Below are 18,727 nucleotides of genomic sequence, written 5' to 3'. Positions count from 1 at the left end.
TAGATTAATGAATATTGAAGGAAATATTGTAAGAGTAAAAAAATCTTCGGAAGAACTTTTTAATTTTTTTACTAAACTTGAGAATTATGAGCAATTAATGCCTGAAAACACTCAAAAATTTGAAGTTGATGGTGATAGTTTTATTTTTGGATTAAAAGGTATGCCAGAAATTAGATTGGTTATGAAAGAGAAAACTGAGTTTTCAAATGTAACTTTAGGTGCTGCTAGTAGTAAATTACCTTTTACCTTGGCTTCAGACATCAAAGAAATATCTGAAAATGAAAGTGAGGTTACATTAAAATTTAATGGAGATTTTAATCCTATGATGGCCATGATGGTAAAAAAACCTTTAACTAAATTTATCGAAACCCTAACAGAAAATATAGCTAAATTATAACAGTATATTTTTAGTACTAAGCAAATGAAACTTCTTTAATTTCAAATTCTTTAATAGTTTCATCGCTTAATTCTATTTGGAGTTTACCATTTTTAGATACTCCAACTATTTTACCCATAAATAAAACGTTTTGATTTGTTTTAAACATACTCGGAACGTTTTTTTTATACAACACATCTAAATACTTTGATTCAAGATAGTCATACTCTTTTGCATTTAAAATTTCTATATTTTTTTCTAATCTAACAACTACTTTTTTTAATAAATCATCCAAACCTAATTCTTCTTTTAAAATATCTTTAATTGAAACAGCTTTTAATTCTTTATTAGACAAAAAAGATTCATTAACATTTAACCCAACACCTATTACTGACGATTGTATTTCATTGCCTTTCAAAGAATTCTCTATTAAAATTCCGCATATTTTCATTCCTTCTGCCAGAATGTCGTTAGGCCATTTTATAGACATTTTTGGCAATTTCAACTCATTAAGTACTTCATATACACTTATAGCAACAGAAAAGTTTAAATATCTCTGACTTGTTACCAACAAACCTTTAAACTTAACAAAAACACTAAAAGTCAGGTTTTTACCCTCTTTAGAATTCCATTCAGTTTTCATTTGCCCTCTACCTAACCTTTGATGTTTAGCTACAACAACTGTAAAATTTTCTAGTATTGAATTTCCTGCCATTTCTTTCAAAAAAGTATTTGTTGAATCAATGGCATCAAGTTTGATTATTTTCATAAATATTTTATAAGTAAAAGTAGTATCAATAATACACTATTTACTCGCAAAAAAATAATAACTTTGCTAAAATTTAATTTTTTTTAATGACTAAAAAACAAGCAAGCACAGACGATTTAATAGCTGTGATTATAAAGGGGATTGATGACGTAAAAGGAGAAGACATTCAACTACTTGATTTAAGAGAAATTGAAAATACCGTATGCGATTATTTTATAGTTTGCTCTGGTAATTCAAACACACAAGTTAATGCTATATCTGGTTCAATACAAAAAGTCGTTAGTAAGGAACTAAAGGATAAACCTTGGCATGTAGAAGGTCAAGGAAACTCTGAATGGGTTTTGATGGATTATGTAAACGTAGTAGTACATGTTTTTCAAAAACAAACACGTGAATTTTATGATATTGAAAGCCTTTGGGGAGATGCAAAAATAACGCAAATAAATCCGGCATAATTAATATATTTTGAAACAAATTTTATGAGTGATAAGAAAAAAAACACACCTAAACTAACCTTTAATTCTCTTTGGATATATATTCCAATAGCAGTTTTATTTATAGGGTTAACTTTTTTTAACTCAGGTTCAATGGGTTCTAAAAATTTATCTGAAAACGAATTCAATCAAATTCTTAAGGATAATGATATTTCTAAAATTTTTATATACAATAAATCATACGCAGAAATATTTATTAAAGATGAATCTTTGAGTAAAGAATCTCATAAAAAATTAAGTAATTCTCCTTTTTACAGAAAAGGGGCTCCACTTTACAAATATAATTTTGGGGATTTACAAAATTTTGAAAAAGAACTTCAAAAAGCAAAAGATACATATTCTTTAGATTTTGATAAAGGGAATGATAGTAAAACTAGTATGATGGATACCATTATAAGTTTTTTACCTTTTATTTTACTAATTGTTATTTGGTTATTTTTTATGAGAAGAATGTCAGGATCTGGTGGTGGTGCCGGTGGTGGTGGACAAATTTTCAACATTGGTAAATCTAAAGCTAAACTTTTTGATCAAGATACTAAAGTAAAAACTACTTTTAAAAATGTTGCTGGTTTAGAAGGTGCTAAAGAAGAAGTACAAGAAATTGTAGATTTCTTAAAGAGTCCTGAAAAATACACAAGATTAGGTGGAAAGATACCTAAAGGGGCCTTATTAGTAGGACCTCCTGGAACAGGGAAAACGTTATTAGCTAAAGCTGTTGCTGGTGAAGCTGGTGTACCTTTCTTTTCTTTATCTGGTTCTGATTTTGTTGAAATGTTTGTAGGTGTTGGTGCTTCACGTGTAAGAGACCTATTTAAACAAGCTCAACAAAAGTCTCCTTCAATTATATTTATTGATGAGATAGATGCTATTGGTAGAGCAAGAGGTAAAAATAGTATGACTGGTGGTAACGATGAACGCGAAAACACGTTAAACCAATTATTAACTGAAATGGATGGTTTTGGTACTGATACAAATGTTATTGTACTTGCCGCAACAAACCGTGCAGATGTTTTAGACAAAGCTTTAATGCGTGCTGGTCGTTTTGACCGTCAAATTTATGTTGACTTACCTGACTTACACGAACGAAGAGAAATTTTTGAAGTACATATAAAGCCTTTGAAATTGGCAGACAATGCTAATTTAGAATTTTTAGCACAACAAACTCCTGGGTTTTCTGGTGCTGATATTGCCAATTTATGTAATGAAGCTGCTTTAATAGCTGCAAGAAATAATAAAGAAGCTATTGAACATCAAGATTTCTTAGATGCTGTTGATAGAATTGTTGGAGGTTTAGAAAAGAAAAACAAAGTAATTACTCCTAAAGAAAAGAAAGTAATAGCTTTTCATGAAGCAGGTCATGCTACAGTAAGTTGGATGTTAGAACACGCAGCTCCTTTAGTTAAAGTTACTATTGTACCACGTGGGCAATCACTAGGTGCAGCATGGTACCTTCCAGAAGAAAGAAAGATTGTTCAAACCGAACAAATGCTAGATGAAATGTGTGCTACCATGGGAGGAAGAGCTGCTGAAAAATTAATGTTTAACAAAATTTCTACTGGAGCTTTAAGTGATCTAGAAAAAGTAACTAAACAAGCAAGAGCAATGGTTACTGTATACGGATTAAACGATAAAGTAGGAAATATTACATATTATGATTCATCTGGTAATGACGGTTTTGTAAAACCTTATAGTGATGCTACTGCTAAAACTATAGATGAAGAAATTTCAAAAATAATAGAAGGTCAATATGTTAGAGCTATTGAAATATTAGAGCAACATAAAGATAAGTTAACACTATTGGCTGATCGTTTACTAGAAAAAGAAGTTATCTTTAAAGACGATTTAATTAAATTATTTGGTAAAAGACCATTTGAAAAAGACGAAACAAAAGAAAATACAAATCCAATAACAGAAGAATAAGTTTTTTGTTTTAATGAATTTTTTTAAAAAACTATTTAAATCATATACAGAATCATCTAAAGAAGAAATTAATCGTCAACCGGTTAATCTTTCTTTAGATGATTTGTTTGTACATCATTTTATTAACAAAGGAGGAAAATTTTTATATTCTACAAGTATTAATGAAGTTATCATCAATTTAGAAAATATTTTGAAAGAGAATAACTGGGAAAATATAACTTGTACTGATTTTGATTTATTAAAAATCACCCAGCAATTAAAAATAAAATCTCAAGATACACCTAACAATACTATTCCTTTTTTTACTAGTTGTGAGCATTTAATTGCTAATAAAGGAGACATATTATTTTCTTCAAACCAATTAGGAAGTAATAAAATATCTGAATTATCTGAGAACTTTATTATTTACGCAACCACAAGTCAATTAGTGAAAAACATTAGTGAAGGTTTAACAGGTATTAAAACCCATTTTAAAGGTAATATCCCTACTAATATTAGTTCTATAACCAATTATACAATACAAAAGAATAATGATGATTTTTTGAATTACGGTAATAGCAATTCAAAAAATTTATACTTACTTCTTTTTGAAGACCTCTAAAACATGCGAAACTTAGTAATAAGAAGTATTTCTGGACTTGTTTATGCTATTATTTTTATCTCAGCAATATTATACTCAGCAGAATCATATACTGCCTTAATTGCAGTTTTCTCTGCTATATGCTTGTGGGAATTTAATAAAATCATTAATTTCAAAAATTATATTCCATATATAATACTCCCTATAGCTATATATTACACTAAAGAAATAGCATCTAGAAGAACTCTTTTATTCATACTGATTATTACATTAATTTGTTCTTTTCAGATGATTTATAACCTCTATAGAAGTAAAAATTCAGAATATCCAAAAACATTTATGGATAAATTAGATGTAGGTATTCGTTATATTATTTTACCTTTTACTTTTTTAACTTTACTTCCTTTTATAAACAACAACTATCATCCATATGTTATAATATATATTATAGTTCTTATATGGACTAACGATAGTTTTGCTTTTTTAGTTGGAAAGAATTTTGGTAAAACTAAATTATTTGAAAGAATCTCTCCTAAAAAAACTATTGAAGGATTTATTGGAGGTTTATTTTTCTCTTTAATTGTTGGTGTTTTAATTGGTTATTATTCTTCTGTATTATCTATATTTAACTGGATTATCATTGCTTTAATTGTTTCTACAGCTGGTACTTTTGGTGATTTAGTTGAATCGATGTTTAAAAGAAGAGCAAATGTTAAAGATAGCGGAACCATAATGCCAGGACATGGTGGATTACTTGATCGTTTAGATAGTTTATATTTCCTTGCTCCTTTTGTATATTTGTATATACACTTTTTAATGTAATACCATTTACATATTATTTATGATAAATGATTTAGACATACAATTTCAGGAGGCTTATAAAATAGCTTCAAACATGCAAGGTAAATTACCTCAAGATATTATGCTTAAATTATATGCGTATTATAAACAAGCTATGAAAGGAGATCAATTTTCTTTTAACGCTAATAATAACACAACTACAGGCCTGAGAAGTGCATTTAAATTCAATGCTTGGGTACAGTTGAAAGGCATGAGTCCTGAAGATGCAAAAAAAGAATATATTAACTTAGTAAATACTATTATAAAACAATACTTATGAAAAAATTAATCTTTCCTCTCTTATTATGTGCTATTACTTTACAGCTAACTTCTTGTAAAAAAGAAACAAAAAAAGAAGAGCAAAAGGAAGCTAAAGTTGAAAAAAAACAAGCTCCTTTTTCATTAAAAAATGCTGATAATAAAGTAAACTGGACAGCTTATAAAACCACAGAAAAAATACCTGTAAAAGGTCAATTTAAAAAAGTAAACATCACCGCTGGTGGTGAAGGAAACTCTGCTAAAGAAGCACTTAATAACGCTGAATTTTCAATTCCTGTAAGCAGTATTTTCACTTCTGACTCTGGAAGAGATTTTAAAATTAAAAAATTCTTTTTTGGTATCATGGACAAAACTGAATTACTTTCTGGAAAATTAGTTTTAGAGAATGATTCTATTGGGTATTCTGACATCACAATGAATAATGTTACTAAAAAATTACCTTTTACTTATACTTTAGATGGAAAAAAATTTAGTTTAAATGCAACTATGAAAGTAAGTAACTGGGAAGCACGAAAAGCTTTAGATTCATTAAACACAATATGCAAAGACTTGCATAAGGGAGCAGATGGAGTTTCTAAAACCTGGGATGAAGTAGCTATAAATATAGTTTCTGTATTTAAATAAAAAGAAATAAACATAATAAAAAAGGTCGTCTAATTTTTTAGACGACCTTTTTTAGTTTCTTAAATACATTTTCTTATTTAAATATACAGAGATGCTTGTTTAACTCTTTTTTGTTGCTTTTAATGTAAATATTAATGGATATAATTTATCTTTTGTCGTAAACATTCCATTTTCAGTTTTTACAAGGTCAGGAAAAACATCATAGGGGCTTTCGTCATACTCATTTAGGTACTCTATCTGCAATCCTTCAGATGTTAAGGCTGTAATTATCTCTCCTAAACCATGATTCCACCCATATTCCTTACTGATAACTTCATTTTTTTCATCTGCATAAGTACCTGAATATTCTTCATAGATAACTTCCTTTTGATTGTATCCAAAACTAAGTTCTGCAGGTTTCTTTAGATAATCAAACATCCACACGATTGGGTGGAATTCTGCAATAAAGAAAACCCCTCCTTCTTTTAATCTAGATGCTATTATTTTTGCCCAAGGCTTTAAATCTGGCAACCAACCAATGGCTCCATAACTTGTGAACACGATATCAAATTGCTCGGAAACATGTTTATTTACATCATATACATTACAACATATAAATTTAGAATCTAGCTTTAATTCTTCATTTAACTCTCTTGCTAACTTAATTCCTTCATCTGATAAATCGATGCCAGTGCATTTAGCCCCCTTTCTACTCCAACTTAAAGTATCTTGTCCAAAATGACATTGCAAGTGTAATAATGATTTATCTGAGACATCTCCTAAAGCATCCAACTCATATTTCATTAATGAATTTTCACCTTCCTTAAATGCTTTTAAATTATACATTTCACTTTTAGCATGCACAGCAACTTTTTTATTCCAAGTTTCTTTATTTGTTTTAAAATAATGTTCAGTAGTTTCCATAGTACCAATATATAAAAAAATAAAAACTAAACCCTTAAGCTAATACTAATGTACATTTTGCATCATTCTTTTTATTTTTTTTGAAAATATCATTACCAACACACCTATTAAAAAAGTAAAAAATCCAAAACCAGAATACACAGAAACATAAGAATATAATTGATGAAATATTGGTTCTTTAGATAAAATTACTTCACTTGACATTCCTGTTATAAATGTTGTTATTTCTCCTAGTAATCCATTTGAAAACATTCCTAAATCACCTTCTGAAACAGTTGTTAAATTTGCTATTTTCCCTGCAAAAAAATGCCCATAAAAATTAGCAGAAAACCAAACTCCCATTATAAAAGCTACATATTTAGTTGGAGATAATTCTGTTATTTTAGACAACCCTATTGGAGATAAAAAAAGCTCCCCCATAGTTAACACTAAATAACCTATTATTAAATAAAGCATTGGCGTTTTAGCAAACTCATCAACTTGGTATGCAGACATTGCAAAAACTACAAACCCTAATCCTAAAAGAGCTACACCTATACCAAATTTGATTACTGAATTTGGATTTTTGTTTATTTTATTTAAGTACATCCACAACATTGAAAATGGTATGGCAAATAAAATTATAAAGCTTGAATTTATACTATTAGTTTGAGCAGCATTTATTCCTATTAAATTCACGTTTCTGTCTGCAAATAACGTTAGTGAACTACCAGCTTGTTCAAATATTGCTGAAAAAACAGTATACAATACTGTAAAGTAAACAGCTACTAATAATTTTTGGCGTTCAGAAACAGTTACATTTCGTAAAACATTAATTATATATAAAACCAAAAACAACGAAACAATCCAAACTAAATAGTGTTCAAACTGATGATATCTTACAATTAAAGCAAAAACAGGCACGAATAATAAAGCGCAGACTGTTATTAAACTTCCCATTTTAATACCAAACCTTTTTTGATTATATACCGCTAAATTCGGAACAGCACCATGCTCATCAAATACATTATTATTTAATCCTTTTTTAAACACTAAAAGCCCTAAAAGCATTCCTATTCCTGCTAAAACAAATCCGTAATGCCATCCATACAATTCAGCTAACCATGCACATAATAATGGAGCTACAGCTCCACCAATATTAATTCCCATATAAAAAATAGTAAAACCAGCATCGCGCCTTGTGTCTCCTTCATTGTATAACTTCCCTACAAAAGAAGATATATTAGGCTTAAAAAAACCATTTCCTATAATTATTAAAGAAAGTGATCCATAAAAAAATATAGGTTGTTCAAAAGTTAAAAAAAAATGTCCTAAAGCCATTAATACCCCACCTAAAACAATTGCCTTTCTAAAACCTAATACTTTATCTGCTAACATCCCACCTATCATTGGCGTTACATATACTAATGACATATAGGCTGCATAAATACCAAAAGACATTTCATCTGTAAATAACAAATGCTTGGTCATGTATAGAACCAATAATGCTCGCATTCCATAAAAAGAAAAGCGTTCCCATAATTCTGCAAAAAATAAATATAACAATCCTCTAGGATGACCTAAAACATCTTTTGTTGATGTATGATTTTTCATATAAAAATAGTTTTGAGCGAATATAAAATCTGCTAAAACCACTTTCTACAATTGTAGTTAATTGTAATAAAAAATAACCTTTTGTGAGTTTATGTAACACTGAAAATCAGTACTTAAGAATTTTAAAACATAATAGACTTAACCTTCCAATTTATACTATCTTTTTCAACAATAATTAACCCTTCTTTTTCAGAATCTAAGGCTACTATTTTTTTTCCTTTTTCATTCCAAAAGGCACTTTTACCTCCAGCTTTAACACCCCAATGTTCTCCACAAAAGTTACTCATAAGAATTGGTAACATGTATTTTTCAGAATACCTTTTTAAAGACGAACACCCATTATCAATACCTTCTTTAGAAAAGAATATACTAGGAACATAAACTGTTGACTTATCTACTTTTGCTTGTTTAGGATGTTCTTCATTATCAATATCTGCACAAATAGCAAAAGATAATTGTTCTTTTGTAATAGTCACTTTTGGATTGTATAAAAAAGAACTTTTATAGTACATCTCTTCTCCTGAATGTAAATATTGCTTTGTATAAATTTCCTCGTCTCCTTTTGGTTTTAGTATGAAAGACCCTATGAATAACATATCATCTAACAATATTGGAGCTCCAACAACAATTATAATATTATTCTCTTTAGATAATTTTCTTAAGCTATTTAATCTATTATCTTTTCTTTCAAAAGCTACTCTTCTTCCTTCTTCTCTACAATATCCAGTTATTGACATTTCAGGAAATGTAATTAAATCTACTTTTTCTTTTACAGCTTCTTTTATAGCTTTGATATGAGTAATAATATTCTTTTCAATTTCACCTACAGTTACATCAATTTGAGTTGCTGCTATTTTCATTTAATTACAAGTTTTTTATACTCTTCTAATAATGCTTCATCAACAAATATATGTTCTGGAATAATTCGTAATCTATATTTACTTTCTCCTATAAAAGTAATTAAATCTTTACGCTCTAATTTATTTTCATCTGTTAATTGAAGTATTACATTTATATTATCTATAATCCTTGTTAAATATGTTTGACTCTTTATCTCACCTCCATAACTAACAACAATACTTTGCTTATTAACTTCATTAAACTTTCTTTTATATGCAAAATTCAGTAAATTTTTATACTGAGTAGTTTTTGAACCAAAATCAATTTTCTCTGCTATAATTCCTTTAGAAGGAATAGTTAATTCGACTAAAGACCAATCTAGAAACTTTATTTTCATTTCATTTGGTTTTGGTGTATTCGCTAGTTGAATAACCCAACTTGTTGCTAAAACTAGAAAAACGGAAACTAACGAGGTTTTAGTTATAATTCTAATAAGCTGATTAAAAAAATCGTTATTCAAGACTGTGAACACATCTGAAAACTGTGAAATAAACAATAAAAAAATTGCAATTATTGAAATAACAGCTACTAACTTTAAATCTCTATGCATAAAGGTTCTATAAAATGAAACCCCCATTAAATAACATAGAAAAGTTGTTAATAAGAAATCAGGAATTCCAACAAGTTTAATTCCATAGTAAATATTAGTACCAATTATAAAAGATAACAATAATGTTAATGAAGCAGCTATAATTATAATAATAGAAATAATTTTTACATTTTTTTCATTTCTATAAATAAACTTAGGAGCATCGTGCACATAATGTAGCGCCAATAACCAAAATAAATTATTTATAGTAGATAATATATTTATTCCTATTTGGTACGATAATGTGTCTTGAAAATTAAAATAATTAGCAATGAGTCCCCATGAACCTGAAAACACCCACACCAACATACCAAAGCTAAAATATAATAACCCTTTATCTACTCGTTTAATTCCGTTTCCATCTTCTAATACCGAAAAAAAACGTTTTCTTATATTATAATAAATTGCCAATAGTAAAACAGCACCTATTAATGAGATAAAAATATGTGACAGGTTATGAAACTGTGTTACTTCTGACATACTTTTATTTTGAAAGTATCTTATTTACCAAATCCTGTTTTGCTTTTACATCATCTCCAAATAACCATCGTAAAGTATTATCTTCCCAAATTTCATCATATTGCTTCTGGTCGATAATATCTCTATCAATTGCTAAATCTAATAATTTTCCTGGATATGATGATTGGGCATCACTTTCCATTTCTCCTAACGGATATGGATCATCTAGCCCCATTATTATTTGATTTGACCCTTGACGATCTATCATTAATTTTAAAGAATCTGTATCATGAACTAACGTATCAAAAAAGATATTAGGATGCCCTACCGCCTTCCTTGGATGCGTTTTTCCTTCAAACAAATCTGGCCTTCCATCAAATCCTTGAATACGTCGTCCTAAATTCATTTGAGCTAATTGCCCTCCATGTGCAAAACATGTTCTAATATTTGGAAAGCGTTCTTGCATTCCATTTAATGTATAAAAATGATAAGCATCACCACATTGCGCCAACATCCAAATTAAATGAAAACGCCAATTAGTGTTCTCTAATTTTATCATTTTATCTCCATCATACGGGTGAATTTCAATAGCTAACTTATACTTATCTGCTAACTCAAAAATACGGTCATTTTCTTTATCAAATACACAACGCCATTGACCAATTGAATCCATAAAATGAGTTGGCAAACACAATACTTTTAACCCCAACTCTTCTACGCAACGTTCCATTTCATATAATGCTCCGTAAATAAACCCTGGATGAACTACAAAACCACAAGTAAACTTATCTGGATGATCATGCTGAACTTTTGCATTAAAATCATTTTGAAAACGCAATGCTTTTTTCATTTCTTCTAAACGCAACCCGTTACCATATAATTGAGAAAGATTTAGAACCACTGCATGATCTAATCTATTTTTCTCCATCCAAATCAATTTCTCATCTAAGAAAAAACTAGAGTCAGTTACAGGTCTTTTCCATCCTTTTTGAAGCATATGTTTACGTTCATCATCTACCCAAAAAATTTCTTTTTCCTTCATAAATTGAGGAATTTGTTCTGGATAAGGTAATAAGTGTGAGTGACCGTTTATTCGTAGTTTTCGTTGTTTCATTTTTTATTTTAATTGCAACTATAATTTATAATATTAATTAGCATTCTTTTTCTGTAAACAAATCATTGTAGCCTGCATAGTAGTATACAATGTGCCTTGTTCATCTTCAACTTTAGCTTCACAAAACACTAGAGTTTTTCCCGACTTTACCACCTTTCCTGTGGCTACAACTAATTTAGAATTAGCTGGTCGTAATAAATTTGTTTTAAATTCTACAGATAAAACATCTGAATTTTCTGGCATTATTGTTAACGCTGCATAACCACAAGCAACATCCATAATACTTGTTAGTACGCCAGCATGAAAAAAACCATGTTGCTGGGTAAGATTATCTACCTTCATACACTGTATTTTCACTTCTCCTTCTTTGATATGAAGAATTTTTGCTCCTAGAGTTTTCATAAAACCCTGTTTAGAAAAACTTTTCTTTATCTCATCAATCATTATTTTACTTTACTAGGAGATTCCATTACTGTTCCACAGTTAGAACAGGTACATTTTTCCGTATTAGAATAGTACTTATCAAAAATAATAGGCATATCAGTTTCTATATTATCTAAAGCAAATTTTTCTCTATAAAGCTGCGTACCACATTTTTCACAATACCATTCTAAAGCATCTAACATACCCTCATCTCTTGGATATTCAATAACTAAACCTACGGTATTAGCTTTACGTTGTGGTGAGTGAGGTACTTTTCCTGGCAATAAATAAATATCTCCTTCTTTAATTTCAACATCTATCATTTCTCCTTTATCATCAATAATTTTCAACACCATATCTCCTTCTACTTGATAGAAAAATTCTGGTGTTTCATTATAATGATAATCCTTTCTATTATTTGGGCCTCCAACTACCATAACAATATACTCTCCATTATCCCAAACTTGTTTGTTACCTACTGGTGGTTTTAATAAATGACGATTTTCATCAATCCACTTTTTAAAATTTAAAGGTTGTACTAACTTGCTCATTTTTTATTATTCTATAATAGGTCAAAAAAAAGATTGTCTAAAAAAGTAACACTTTTTCATAAAAAACAATTTACAAAAACAGTCTTAATCAAAATTTATGATTTATATAAGACTCTATTGATTTATTTTAAATGATATACTTTCTAGACAATCTCCTTTTAAGAAACCTTAGTTACTTTTTTAATCTAACAGATAATTGCTCTAGATTTTTTTCTACTACTTTTTAACGTAATAGTATTATTCAATTTATTTTTATAAGAAAAAATACTTTCCTTACCTTTTTTAGCTTCTTGTATTTTTACAGGAAAAGCGAATTCGGCTAAATCATAGCTAAAACCATTTGTATCCATATTATAGCTATAGTTTTTTATTAAAGTATTAAACTCAACAGCTAACTTCTCTTCTAAAATATAATACTTACTCGTTCCGTTCTCTTCAATAAGTATTGCTAACTCATCACTTGTAAACCCTAATAAGGATTTTTTCTGTACCGAAATAGCATAACACTTACTAGATAATTTAACTAGTTTATTAGAATCATACATATACCCTAATTGATTCAGCTCTGCTATTAAACCTTCATGTGCCTTTGTAAAGTTAAATGGTAAACTACTCAATGAAATATTTTTAATTTTATTTAAACTAGACAAAGAGTTTACATTGTTACTAGCAATAGTTGAAGTTGGAAGCATTGTTAATGCACCTGCTCCAATAGCTGAAGTTATAATAAATTTTCTGCGATTCATACTTTAATATTTAAGTTGGTTAATTAATTATTTACTAAGTTATAAAGTTACTATATTTATATATATATTTAGCTACCCCTTATTTTTTTTAGTATTTTAACCTTAAAATCATCACAAACTTTTAGTCCTACCCCCATCAACAGGGACATTAATTCCATTAATAAAACTTGCTTTATCACTTGCTAAAAAAACTACTGCATTTGCTATTTCTTCTGGTTTTGCAAAACGTTTAGCTGGTGAAGCATTTTTCATTGCTTCAGATACTTCTTCTATTGTTTTACCCGTTTTTGTTGCTTTGTTATTTATTATTTCGTTTAAACGCTCGGTTCCTGTAGCTCCTGGTAATACATTATTTACAGTTATTCCAAACTGTCCTAATTCATTTGCTAATGTTTTAGACCAACTAGCTACTGCACCTCTTATTGTATTAGACACTCCCAATCCGTCAAGTGGCTGTTTTACAGAAGTAGAAATTACATTTATAATCCTTCCATATCCTTCTTTTTTCATAAACGGCACTATTGCCTGAGCCAACACATGATTACATTTTAAATGCTGAGTAAATGCTCTTTCAAACTCATCTAATTGAGCATTGAAAACAGGACCACCAGCAGGGCCTCCTGTATTATTTATTAAAATATGAAATTCTAAAGATGTAGCTTCTATTTTTTCTTTTAACTCTTTAGGGTTTGAAAAATCGGCAACAATATAAGCATGCCTTTGATTATTATTTGGTAACTCGTCTAAAACCTTTTTTAACTTTTCTTCATTACGAGCTATTAAGGTTACATTAACTCCTTCTTCAGCTAATTGAATTGCTGAAGCTTTTCCTATACCTTGTGTACTTCCGCAAACTAAGGCATTCCTATTTTGTATATTTAAATTCATATCTATTCGTTATTCTTAACCTTTCTTTTAATTTTAATTGCTTTTTCAAAATGATCTAATTGATGTGTTTGAATCCACCAAGTTGCCACTTCCATGAGTAATTTAGGATCATCATTTTTATTTTTAAAAAATGCGTAGAATGAAACTCCAACTTGATCTCCTTTTTGAGCTATTTTTTTATCACAAACCTCAACAATTCTTTGTCGTATTTCATTATTCATATTTTATACAAATATTTTTAGGTTCAGTAAAAAAACGCAATGCTTCAAAACCACCCTCTCGTCCAACTCCGCTCGCTTTTTGTCCACCAAAAGGCGTTCTTAAATCTCGCAACATCCATGTATTTACCCAAACAATTCCAGTATTCAATTGTTTAGAAAACTGCATTGTTCTGTTTAAATTATTAGTCCATAAAGTTGCTGATAACCCATACTTTACATCATTAGCCAACAATAGAGCTTCTTTATCCGTTTTAAAAGACATTAAGGTTACTACAGGTCCAAATATCTCTTCCTGGTTCAATACACATTTATTATCTCCAACTTCGATAATTGTAGGTTGTAAATAGTATCCGTTTTCACTTCCCTCTACCACTACTCGATTTCCTCCATAAAGAATTCTTCCTCCCTCATTTTCGGCTATATCAATGTATGATTTTACTTTTTCTAAATGTTGTTTTGAAACAAGTGCTCCTACATTTGTATCATTATCAAAAGGATTACCTATTTTTAATTCAGATACTTTTTTTACAAAATCTTTCTTGAATTGCTCATATATAGATTCTTCAACAAAAATTCTACTTCCACATAAACAAATTTGACCTTGGTTAGCAAATGAAGATCGTACCGTTGTAGTTAGCATCTTATCGTAATCAGAATCTGCAAAAATGACATTCGGATTTTTTCCACCAAGTTCTAAAGACAACTTTTTAAACATAGGTGCTGCAGTTCTTGCAATATGTGCTCCTGTTGCTGTACCTCCTGTAAATGAAATTGCTTTTACCTCAGGATGCTCAATAATTGCTTGTCCAGTAGTTTGTCCTAAACCATGAACTATGTTTAATACTCCTTTTGGTAATCCAGCTTCATTACATATTTCTCCTAATAAATATGCAGTCATTGGCGTTACTTCACTTGGTTTTGCTACAACACAATTACCTGCTGCAATTGCCGGAGCTATTTTCCATGTAAATAAATATAAGGGAAGATTCCATGGTGATATACAACCAACTACGCCAATAGGTTGACGTAATGTAAAATTGACAGCACCTAATCCAATACTTTCATGAGACTCTGATGAAAACTGAGTAATGGCATTTGCAAAAAAACGAAAATTACTTGCAGATCTTGGGATATCAACCACACTTGCTAACGAAACTGGTTTACCATTATCTTTAGCTTCTGCATTAGCAAAACGTTCAAGATTAGCTTCTAATAACTCAGATATTCTTATTAGAATTCTACTTCGATCTTCCAATGTTTTATTAGACCATTCAGGAAAAGCATCACTTGCTGCTTTATAAGCCAATGCAACATCCTCTTTAGTCGAGTTAGGTATTGTACCGTATACTTCTCCTATTGATGGATTATAGTTATCTATGTAATTCTCATTAATTGGAGACAGAAACTCGCCATTTATGTAGTTTTTTATGTTCATATAATCTCTTTTCTTTCTAACCACTCCATTGGAATTTCTTGATTACAAAATTCTAAATGAATTACTCTTCTATCATGATTTGTTATTGATTTAGAAGATGCATGTAATAGTAATGGTTTCATTAACATAACTCCACCTTCATTTACAATACACAACTCTTCTTTACCTATATTTTCTTTTTTAAAATTTTCATCAATTCTAATAATTCCATTTTTATGGCTCTCTAATATCACTTTTAAAGCACCATTAGTTTCGTCTGTTTTATCTAAATGTATTCTAAAAGTGATTATGTTTTCTAAAATTTCTTTAGGAGGTATAACTCCTAATTGCCCTTTTTTATTAGTCCAATTAGTATAGCCTTCAATAATTAATTTCTTTTTTACACTAATGCTTAAATCTTGATGATGACTAACAAACCAATTAAATTTCCCTATTTTATTAAAAAAGATAGCTTTTGACAAAAAATAATCAGTACAACAAACAGAAGCATATAGTTTTTTAAATTTTTCATTTTTAAAAATAACTTCTTTTATTTCTGGCACCTTGTTTACTAATTGCCTAATAGCATATTTATTTTCTGAACTTTCAATCAAATGAATTAATTGTAAACGTTCTTCATCACTAAAAATAGACTCAGTAATTGAATAACCTTTATTAATTAGCTCTTTTTTATTTTGACTGAATTTACTCATTAAATTAGTTTGCTTTTTTATATGCTGTAACTTTAATTTCTACCACTAAATCAGGGTGTGGTAATTGATGTACAGCTACAGTAGTACGTGTAGGACCTGTTTCTTTTTCAAAAAACTCAGCATATGCTTTATTATAACCTGCAAAATCATTCATGTTTACCAAAAAAGTAGAAACATCTACTACATCTTTTATGCTAGCACCAACTGTTTGTAAATTCTTGTCAATGTTTTTTAAAACTTCACGCGTTTGTGTTTCTATATTCAAACGTTTGGTTCCCATTTCATCAATAATATCTACTCCAGCAATTGAATTATCTGCACGGCGCGAACTTGTTCCTGATACAAAAATAAAATCTCCTACTACCTTAACATGTGGATAAGCTCCTCTTGGTGTTACTTTTTTTTCTCCCATTATTCTTTTGTTGCCAACTCTAATAATTTTACAGTTGTTTTATAGTTTCTTGTAGTTGCTACTACATTTAATTTTTTTTCAATGCTATTATTTGTCAGTTTCGTTTTTCCAAAACCAGACACACAATTTAAATACACAACATCACCATCAACTTTATATTTATCATCTTTAATCCCTTTTACTTCTATCTCGGTAGATGCTGGTTTTTTATTTAAAAAAGAAAATGCAACTATTTTTTCATTCTCTAATGAAAAAGGATAAGCTGTAATTGCTTTTTTCCATTCTTCTTGATTTCTTGCAAATACAGGAACTTTATACCCGTATTTGCTAGTAATTTCTTTTTCTATTTTTTGACAGATAACTTCCTTTGAATCGTCAGAATCTAAAATAACATTTCCACTTTGAATATATGTTTGTACATTTTTAAATTTCAAATTGTTTAATAACTCTCGTAATTCTGCCATAGGAATTTTATTTTTTCCTGACACATTAATACCTCGTAATAAAACTATGTATCTTCTCATCTATAAACCTGCTATCTTATCTTCCTCTAAAATCTCATTCGTTTCTTCTTGCACCTTTCTAAGTACCTCTTTTAAATTAGAAACTGAATTCAAATCATTATGAGCAACCATATTTAACAATGCTTTATCTTGCGCTCTTCCCTTCTTCATTGCTTCTGAATAGGATATGTTTTCATTAAAAGTAACCATTGAATATTTTGAGAAATACTCTTTAGGAAAATTTTCTTCTAACGACATTTCTAACATACGTTTTTGCTTAAATAATGGGTTAGCAACATGATCACGCATTTCATAATAATTATCTATTGCTAAATCGGCTATTGCATCTGTATCTTCTTTTCTAACCAGTTGGTATTCTTTAAAAACAGCTTCCCAGTTACCTTCATGTTTGTCTAAAATTGTATCAAAAACTGTTACATCTTCAAAAGAAGCATTCATACCTTGCCCATAAAATGGAACAATCGCATGAGCTGCATCTCCCATAAGCACTGTATTTCCTTTATAAAACCATGGAGAACATTTTACTGTTCCTAATGCTCCTGTTGGATTATTAAAGAACTCATCTTTTATACTTGGAATTAATTTTAACGCATCTGGAAATTCTTTTTCAAAAAATTCAGTTATTCTCTTTTCAGTTGTTAAGTTATTAAAATTATATTCTCCTTCATCATAACTTAAAAATAAAGTAACGGTAAAACTTCCATCTAAATTTGGCAAAGCTATTAACATGTATTCTCCACGAGGCCAAATATGTAAATGGTCTTTACTTATTTGATGATTTCCTAATGCGTCTGCAGGGATTTCAAGTTCCTTATATCCATGTGTTAAGTAATTTTGAGAATAACTAAACAAAAATTTCCTTTCTAAATAATAACTTTTCCTCAATACAGAACCGGCTCCGTCAGTTCCAAAAATCACATCTCCATTTACTGAAAACTCTTCTTTTGTTTTATAATCTTTAAAACGTACTACCGTTTCTTCAATATCTACTGAAATACATTTTTTGTTAAAATGTATGGTTACATTTTCATGCTTTTCTGCTTCAGTTAACAAAATACCATTTAAATCTCCTCTAGAAATTGAGTTAATATATTCCCCTTGTCTTCCTGAATAATTTGAAGCAAATGTATTTTCTTTAGCATCATGAATTAAACGCCCGTGCATTGGAATACATATCTCTCGTGCCTTATCTTCAACTCCAGCTAAACGCAATGCTTTAAAGCCTCTATCCGATAATGCTAAGTTAATAGATCTACCTGCTGATATATCATTAGTTCGTAAATCTGGCCTACTTTCAAATAATTCAACTTTGTATCCTCTTTGTGCTAATCGTAAAGCTAACAATGAACCACATAAACCAGCTCCTATAATAAGTATATTATCTTTTTTATTCAT

Annotated in this window: 23 protein-coding genes; 7 read left to right on the top strand and 16 right to left on the bottom strand. The window is 29.3% G+C overall.

What is annotated here, in order from left to right; all coding sequences use genetic code 11:
* Nucleotides 1–7 precede the first annotated feature (7 nt).
* The gene (locus ACKTTQ_RS02975; protein ID WP_093870654.1) at nt 8–397 is read left to right on the top strand and encodes an orotate phosphoribosyltransferase; all 390 of its coding nucleotides are present in this window, start codon (nt 8–10) and stop codon (nt 395–397) included.
* Between the two features lie 16 nt (nt 398–413).
* On the opposite strand, the gene ACKTTQ_RS02970 is transcribed toward ACKTTQ_RS02975, so the two are convergent.
* Nucleotides 414–1,145, bottom strand: coding sequence for a biotin--[acetyl-CoA-carboxylase] ligase (locus tag ACKTTQ_RS02970; protein WP_093870653.1), 732 nt, complete (start codon nt 1,143–1,145; stop codon nt 414–416).
* Between the two features lie 86 nt (nt 1,146–1,231).
* Between ACKTTQ_RS02970 and rsfS the strand changes: the two genes are divergently transcribed.
* Genes rsfS through ACKTTQ_RS02940 form a run of 6 tightly spaced genes read left to right on the top strand, consistent with a single transcriptional unit; the run spans nt 1,232 to nt 5,882 of the window.
* On the top strand, nt 1,232–1,600 hold the full coding sequence (rsfS, locus tag ACKTTQ_RS02965; protein ID WP_113785771.1) for a ribosome silencing factor: 369 nt from the start codon (nt 1,232–1,234) through the stop codon (nt 1,598–1,600).
* A 24-nt stretch (nt 1,601–1,624) separates the two neighbouring features.
* A complete protein-coding gene (gene ftsH / locus ACKTTQ_RS02960; protein ID WP_093870651.1) occupies nt 1,625–3,559 on the top strand; it encodes an ATP-dependent zinc metalloprotease FtsH in 1,935 nt (644 codons plus the stop codon).
* Nucleotides 3,560–3,572: 13 nt separating this feature from the next.
* Nucleotides 3,573–4,160 (top strand): LUD domain-containing protein, encoded by a 588-nt coding sequence (locus tag ACKTTQ_RS02955; protein ID WP_093870650.1) that lies wholly within the window; start codon nt 3,573–3,575, stop codon nt 4,158–4,160.
* 3 nt (nt 4,161–4,163) lie between these two features.
* Complete coding sequence (locus ACKTTQ_RS02950) at nt 4,164–4,961, top strand: phosphatidate cytidylyltransferase (protein WP_093870649.1); 798 nt, start codon at nt 4,164–4,166, stop codon at nt 4,959–4,961.
* 19 nt (nt 4,962–4,980) lie between these two features.
* Nucleotides 4,981–5,259: an acyl-CoA-binding protein gene (locus ACKTTQ_RS02945; protein WP_093870648.1), complete on the top strand. Its 279-nt coding sequence runs from the start codon at nt 4,981–4,983 to the stop codon at nt 5,257–5,259.
* Nucleotides 5,256–5,882: a YceI family protein gene (locus ACKTTQ_RS02940; RefSeq protein WP_093870647.1), complete on the top strand. Its 627-nt coding sequence runs from the start codon at nt 5,256–5,258 to the stop codon at nt 5,880–5,882. Before ACKTTQ_RS02945 ends, ACKTTQ_RS02940 begins: the two co-directional genes overlap by 4 nt.
* Before the next feature lie 99 nt (nt 5,883–5,981).
* On the opposite strand, the gene ACKTTQ_RS02935 is transcribed toward ACKTTQ_RS02940, so the two are convergent.
* The 15 genes from ACKTTQ_RS02935 to ACKTTQ_RS02865 all read right to left on the bottom strand — a co-directional run bounded on the left by ACKTTQ_RS02935 (nt 5,982) and on the right by ACKTTQ_RS02865 (nt 18,727).
* The gene (locus tag ACKTTQ_RS02935; protein WP_408048350.1) at nt 5,982–6,785 is read right to left on the bottom strand and encodes a class I SAM-dependent methyltransferase; all 804 of its coding nucleotides are present in this window, start codon (nt 6,783–6,785) and stop codon (nt 5,982–5,984) included.
* A 45-nt stretch (nt 6,786–6,830) separates the two neighbouring features.
* Nucleotides 6,831–8,378, bottom strand: a complete 1,548-nt coding sequence (locus ACKTTQ_RS02930; protein WP_408048349.1) for a peptide MFS transporter — start codon at nt 8,376–8,378, stop codon at nt 6,831–6,833.
* Nucleotides 8,379–8,500: 122 nt separating this feature from the next.
* A complete protein-coding gene (locus ACKTTQ_RS02925; protein WP_408048348.1) occupies nt 8,501–9,238 on the bottom strand; it encodes a carbon-nitrogen hydrolase family protein in 738 nt (245 codons plus the stop codon).
* On the bottom strand, nt 9,235–10,347 hold the full coding sequence (locus tag ACKTTQ_RS02920; RefSeq protein WP_093870643.1) for a hypothetical protein: 1,113 nt from the start codon (nt 10,345–10,347) through the stop codon (nt 9,235–9,237). Before ACKTTQ_RS02920 ends, ACKTTQ_RS02925 begins: the two co-directional genes overlap by 4 nt.
* A gap of 4 nt (nt 10,348–10,351) precedes the next feature.
* Nucleotides 10,352–11,440 (bottom strand): amidohydrolase family protein, encoded by a 1,089-nt coding sequence (locus tag ACKTTQ_RS02915; protein WP_093870642.1) that lies wholly within the window; start codon nt 11,438–11,440, stop codon nt 10,352–10,354.
* Nucleotides 11,441–11,473: 33 nt separating this feature from the next.
* On the bottom strand, nt 11,474–11,842 hold the full coding sequence (locus ACKTTQ_RS02910; protein ID WP_233487100.1) for a PaaI family thioesterase: 369 nt from the start codon (nt 11,840–11,842) through the stop codon (nt 11,474–11,476).
* A 41-nt stretch (nt 11,843–11,883) separates the two neighbouring features.
* The gene (locus tag ACKTTQ_RS02905) at nt 11,884–12,414 is read right to left on the bottom strand and encodes a 3-hydroxyanthranilate 3,4-dioxygenase (RefSeq protein WP_093870640.1); all 531 of its coding nucleotides are present in this window, start codon (nt 12,412–12,414) and stop codon (nt 11,884–11,886) included.
* 185 nt (nt 12,415–12,599) lie between these two features.
* A complete protein-coding gene (locus ACKTTQ_RS02900) occupies nt 12,600–13,160 on the bottom strand; it encodes a hypothetical protein (protein WP_408048347.1) in 561 nt (186 codons plus the stop codon).
* Nucleotides 13,161–13,271: 111 nt separating this feature from the next.
* Nucleotides 13,272–14,048, bottom strand: a complete 777-nt coding sequence (locus ACKTTQ_RS02895) for an SDR family oxidoreductase (protein ID WP_299135756.1) — start codon at nt 14,046–14,048, stop codon at nt 13,272–13,274.
* 2 nt (nt 14,049–14,050) lie between these two features.
* Nucleotides 14,051–14,269, bottom strand: coding sequence for a DUF6500 family protein (locus ACKTTQ_RS02890; protein WP_093870637.1), 219 nt, complete (start codon nt 14,267–14,269; stop codon nt 14,051–14,053).
* Nucleotides 14,262–15,704, bottom strand: a complete 1,443-nt coding sequence (locus ACKTTQ_RS02885) for an aldehyde dehydrogenase (RefSeq protein ID WP_093872012.1) — start codon at nt 15,702–15,704, stop codon at nt 14,262–14,264. Before ACKTTQ_RS02885 ends, ACKTTQ_RS02890 begins: the two co-directional genes overlap by 8 nt.
* The gene (locus ACKTTQ_RS02880) at nt 15,701–16,396 is read right to left on the bottom strand and encodes a phytanoyl-CoA dioxygenase family protein (RefSeq protein ID WP_408048346.1); all 696 of its coding nucleotides are present in this window, start codon (nt 16,394–16,396) and stop codon (nt 15,701–15,703) included. The genes ACKTTQ_RS02885 and ACKTTQ_RS02880 overlap by 4 nt, the downstream gene beginning before the upstream one ends.
* A gap of 4 nt (nt 16,397–16,400) precedes the next feature.
* On the bottom strand, nt 16,401–16,808 hold the full coding sequence (locus ACKTTQ_RS02875; protein WP_093870635.1) for a RidA family protein: 408 nt from the start codon (nt 16,806–16,808) through the stop codon (nt 16,401–16,403).
* Nucleotides 16,808–17,332, bottom strand: coding sequence for a DUF1697 domain-containing protein (locus ACKTTQ_RS02870; RefSeq protein WP_408048345.1), 525 nt, complete (start codon nt 17,330–17,332; stop codon nt 16,808–16,810). Before ACKTTQ_RS02870 ends, ACKTTQ_RS02875 begins: the two co-directional genes overlap by 1 nt.
* Nucleotides 17,333–18,727, bottom strand: coding sequence for an FAD-dependent oxidoreductase (locus tag ACKTTQ_RS02865; RefSeq protein ID WP_408048344.1), 1,395 nt, complete (start codon nt 18,725–18,727; stop codon nt 17,333–17,335). It abuts the gene before it with no gap.

The sequence above is a fragment of the Tenacibaculum halocynthiae genome, assembly GCF_964512825.1.
Taxonomy (GTDB): Bacteria; Bacteroidota; Bacteroidia; order Flavobacteriales; family Flavobacteriaceae; genus Polaribacter; species Polaribacter halocynthiae.
Note: the sequence above shows the minus strand (reverse complement) of the source record. Positions and strands in the feature narration are given on the sequence as shown.

What these genes read in the sequence shown, in the direction of transcription:
- ftsH (WP_093870651.1), top strand. Translation starts at nt 1,625, where the DNA reads ATGAGTGATAAGAAAAAAAACACACCTAAACTAACCTTTAATTCTCTT.
- ACKTTQ_RS02900 (WP_408048347.1), bottom strand. Translation starts at nt 13,160, where the DNA reads ATGAATCGCAGAAAATTTATTATAACTTCAGCTATTGGAGCAGGTGCA.
- ACKTTQ_RS02910 (WP_233487100.1), bottom strand. Translation starts at nt 11,842, where the DNA reads ATGAAAACTCTAGGAGCAAAAATTCTTCATATCAAAGAAGGAGAAGTG.
- ACKTTQ_RS02920 (WP_093870643.1), bottom strand. Translation starts at nt 10,347, where the DNA reads ATGTCAGAAGTAACACAGTTTCATAACCTGTCACATATTTTTATCTCA.
- ACKTTQ_RS02875 (WP_093870635.1), bottom strand. Translation starts at nt 16,808, where the DNA reads ATGGGAGAAAAAAAAGTAACACCAAGAGGAGCTTATCCACATGTTAAG.
- ACKTTQ_RS02870 (WP_408048345.1), bottom strand. Translation starts at nt 17,332, where the DNA reads ATGAGAAGATACATAGTTTTATTACGAGGTATTAATGTGTCAGGAAAA.
- ACKTTQ_RS02935 (WP_408048350.1), bottom strand. Translation starts at nt 6,785, where the DNA reads ATGGAAACTACTGAACATTATTTTAAAACAAATAAAGAAACTTGGAAT.
- rsfS (WP_113785771.1), top strand. Translation starts at nt 1,232, where the DNA reads ATGACTAAAAAACAAGCAAGCACAGACGATTTAATAGCTGTGATTATA.
- ACKTTQ_RS02895 (WP_299135756.1), bottom strand. Translation starts at nt 14,048, where the DNA reads ATGAATTTAAATATACAAAATAGGAATGCCTTAGTTTGCGGAAGTACA.
- ACKTTQ_RS02970 (WP_093870653.1), bottom strand. Translation starts at nt 1,145, where the DNA reads ATGAAAATAATCAAACTTGATGCCATTGATTCAACAAATACTTTTTTG.
- ACKTTQ_RS02865 (WP_408048344.1), bottom strand. Translation starts at nt 18,727, where the DNA reads ATGAATAAAAAAGATAATATACTTATTATAGGAGCTGGTTTATGTGGT.
- ACKTTQ_RS02880 (WP_408048346.1), bottom strand. Translation starts at nt 16,396, where the DNA reads ATGAGTAAATTCAGTCAAAATAAAAAAGAGCTAATTAATAAAGGTTAT.
- ACKTTQ_RS02905 (WP_093870640.1), bottom strand. Translation starts at nt 12,414, where the DNA reads ATGAGCAAGTTAGTACAACCTTTAAATTTTAAAAAGTGGATTGATGAA.
- ACKTTQ_RS02945 (WP_093870648.1), top strand. Translation starts at nt 4,981, where the DNA reads ATGATAAATGATTTAGACATACAATTTCAGGAGGCTTATAAAATAGCT.
- ACKTTQ_RS02890 (WP_093870637.1), bottom strand. Translation starts at nt 14,269, where the DNA reads ATGAATAATGAAATACGACAAAGAATTGTTGAGGTTTGTGATAAAAAA.
- ACKTTQ_RS02975 (WP_093870654.1), top strand. Translation starts at nt 8, where the DNA reads ATGAATATTGAAGGAAATATTGTAAGAGTAAAAAAATCTTCGGAAGAA.
- ACKTTQ_RS02885 (WP_093872012.1), bottom strand. Translation starts at nt 15,704, where the DNA reads ATGAACATAAAAAACTACATAAATGGCGAGTTTCTGTCTCCAATTAAT.
- ACKTTQ_RS02915 (WP_093870642.1), bottom strand. Translation starts at nt 11,440, where the DNA reads ATGAAACAACGAAAACTACGAATAAACGGTCACTCACACTTATTACCT.
- ACKTTQ_RS02950 (WP_093870649.1), top strand. Translation starts at nt 4,164, where the DNA reads ATGCGAAACTTAGTAATAAGAAGTATTTCTGGACTTGTTTATGCTATT.
- ACKTTQ_RS02955 (WP_093870650.1), top strand. Translation starts at nt 3,573, where the DNA reads ATGAATTTTTTTAAAAAACTATTTAAATCATATACAGAATCATCTAAA.
- ACKTTQ_RS02925 (WP_408048348.1), bottom strand. Translation starts at nt 9,238, where the DNA reads ATGAAAATAGCAGCAACTCAAATTGATGTAACTGTAGGTGAAATTGAA.
- ACKTTQ_RS02940 (WP_093870647.1), top strand. Translation starts at nt 5,256, where the DNA reads ATGAAAAAATTAATCTTTCCTCTCTTATTATGTGCTATTACTTTACAG.
- ACKTTQ_RS02930 (WP_408048349.1), bottom strand. Translation starts at nt 8,378, where the DNA reads ATGAAAAATCATACATCAACAAAAGATGTTTTAGGTCATCCTAGAGGA.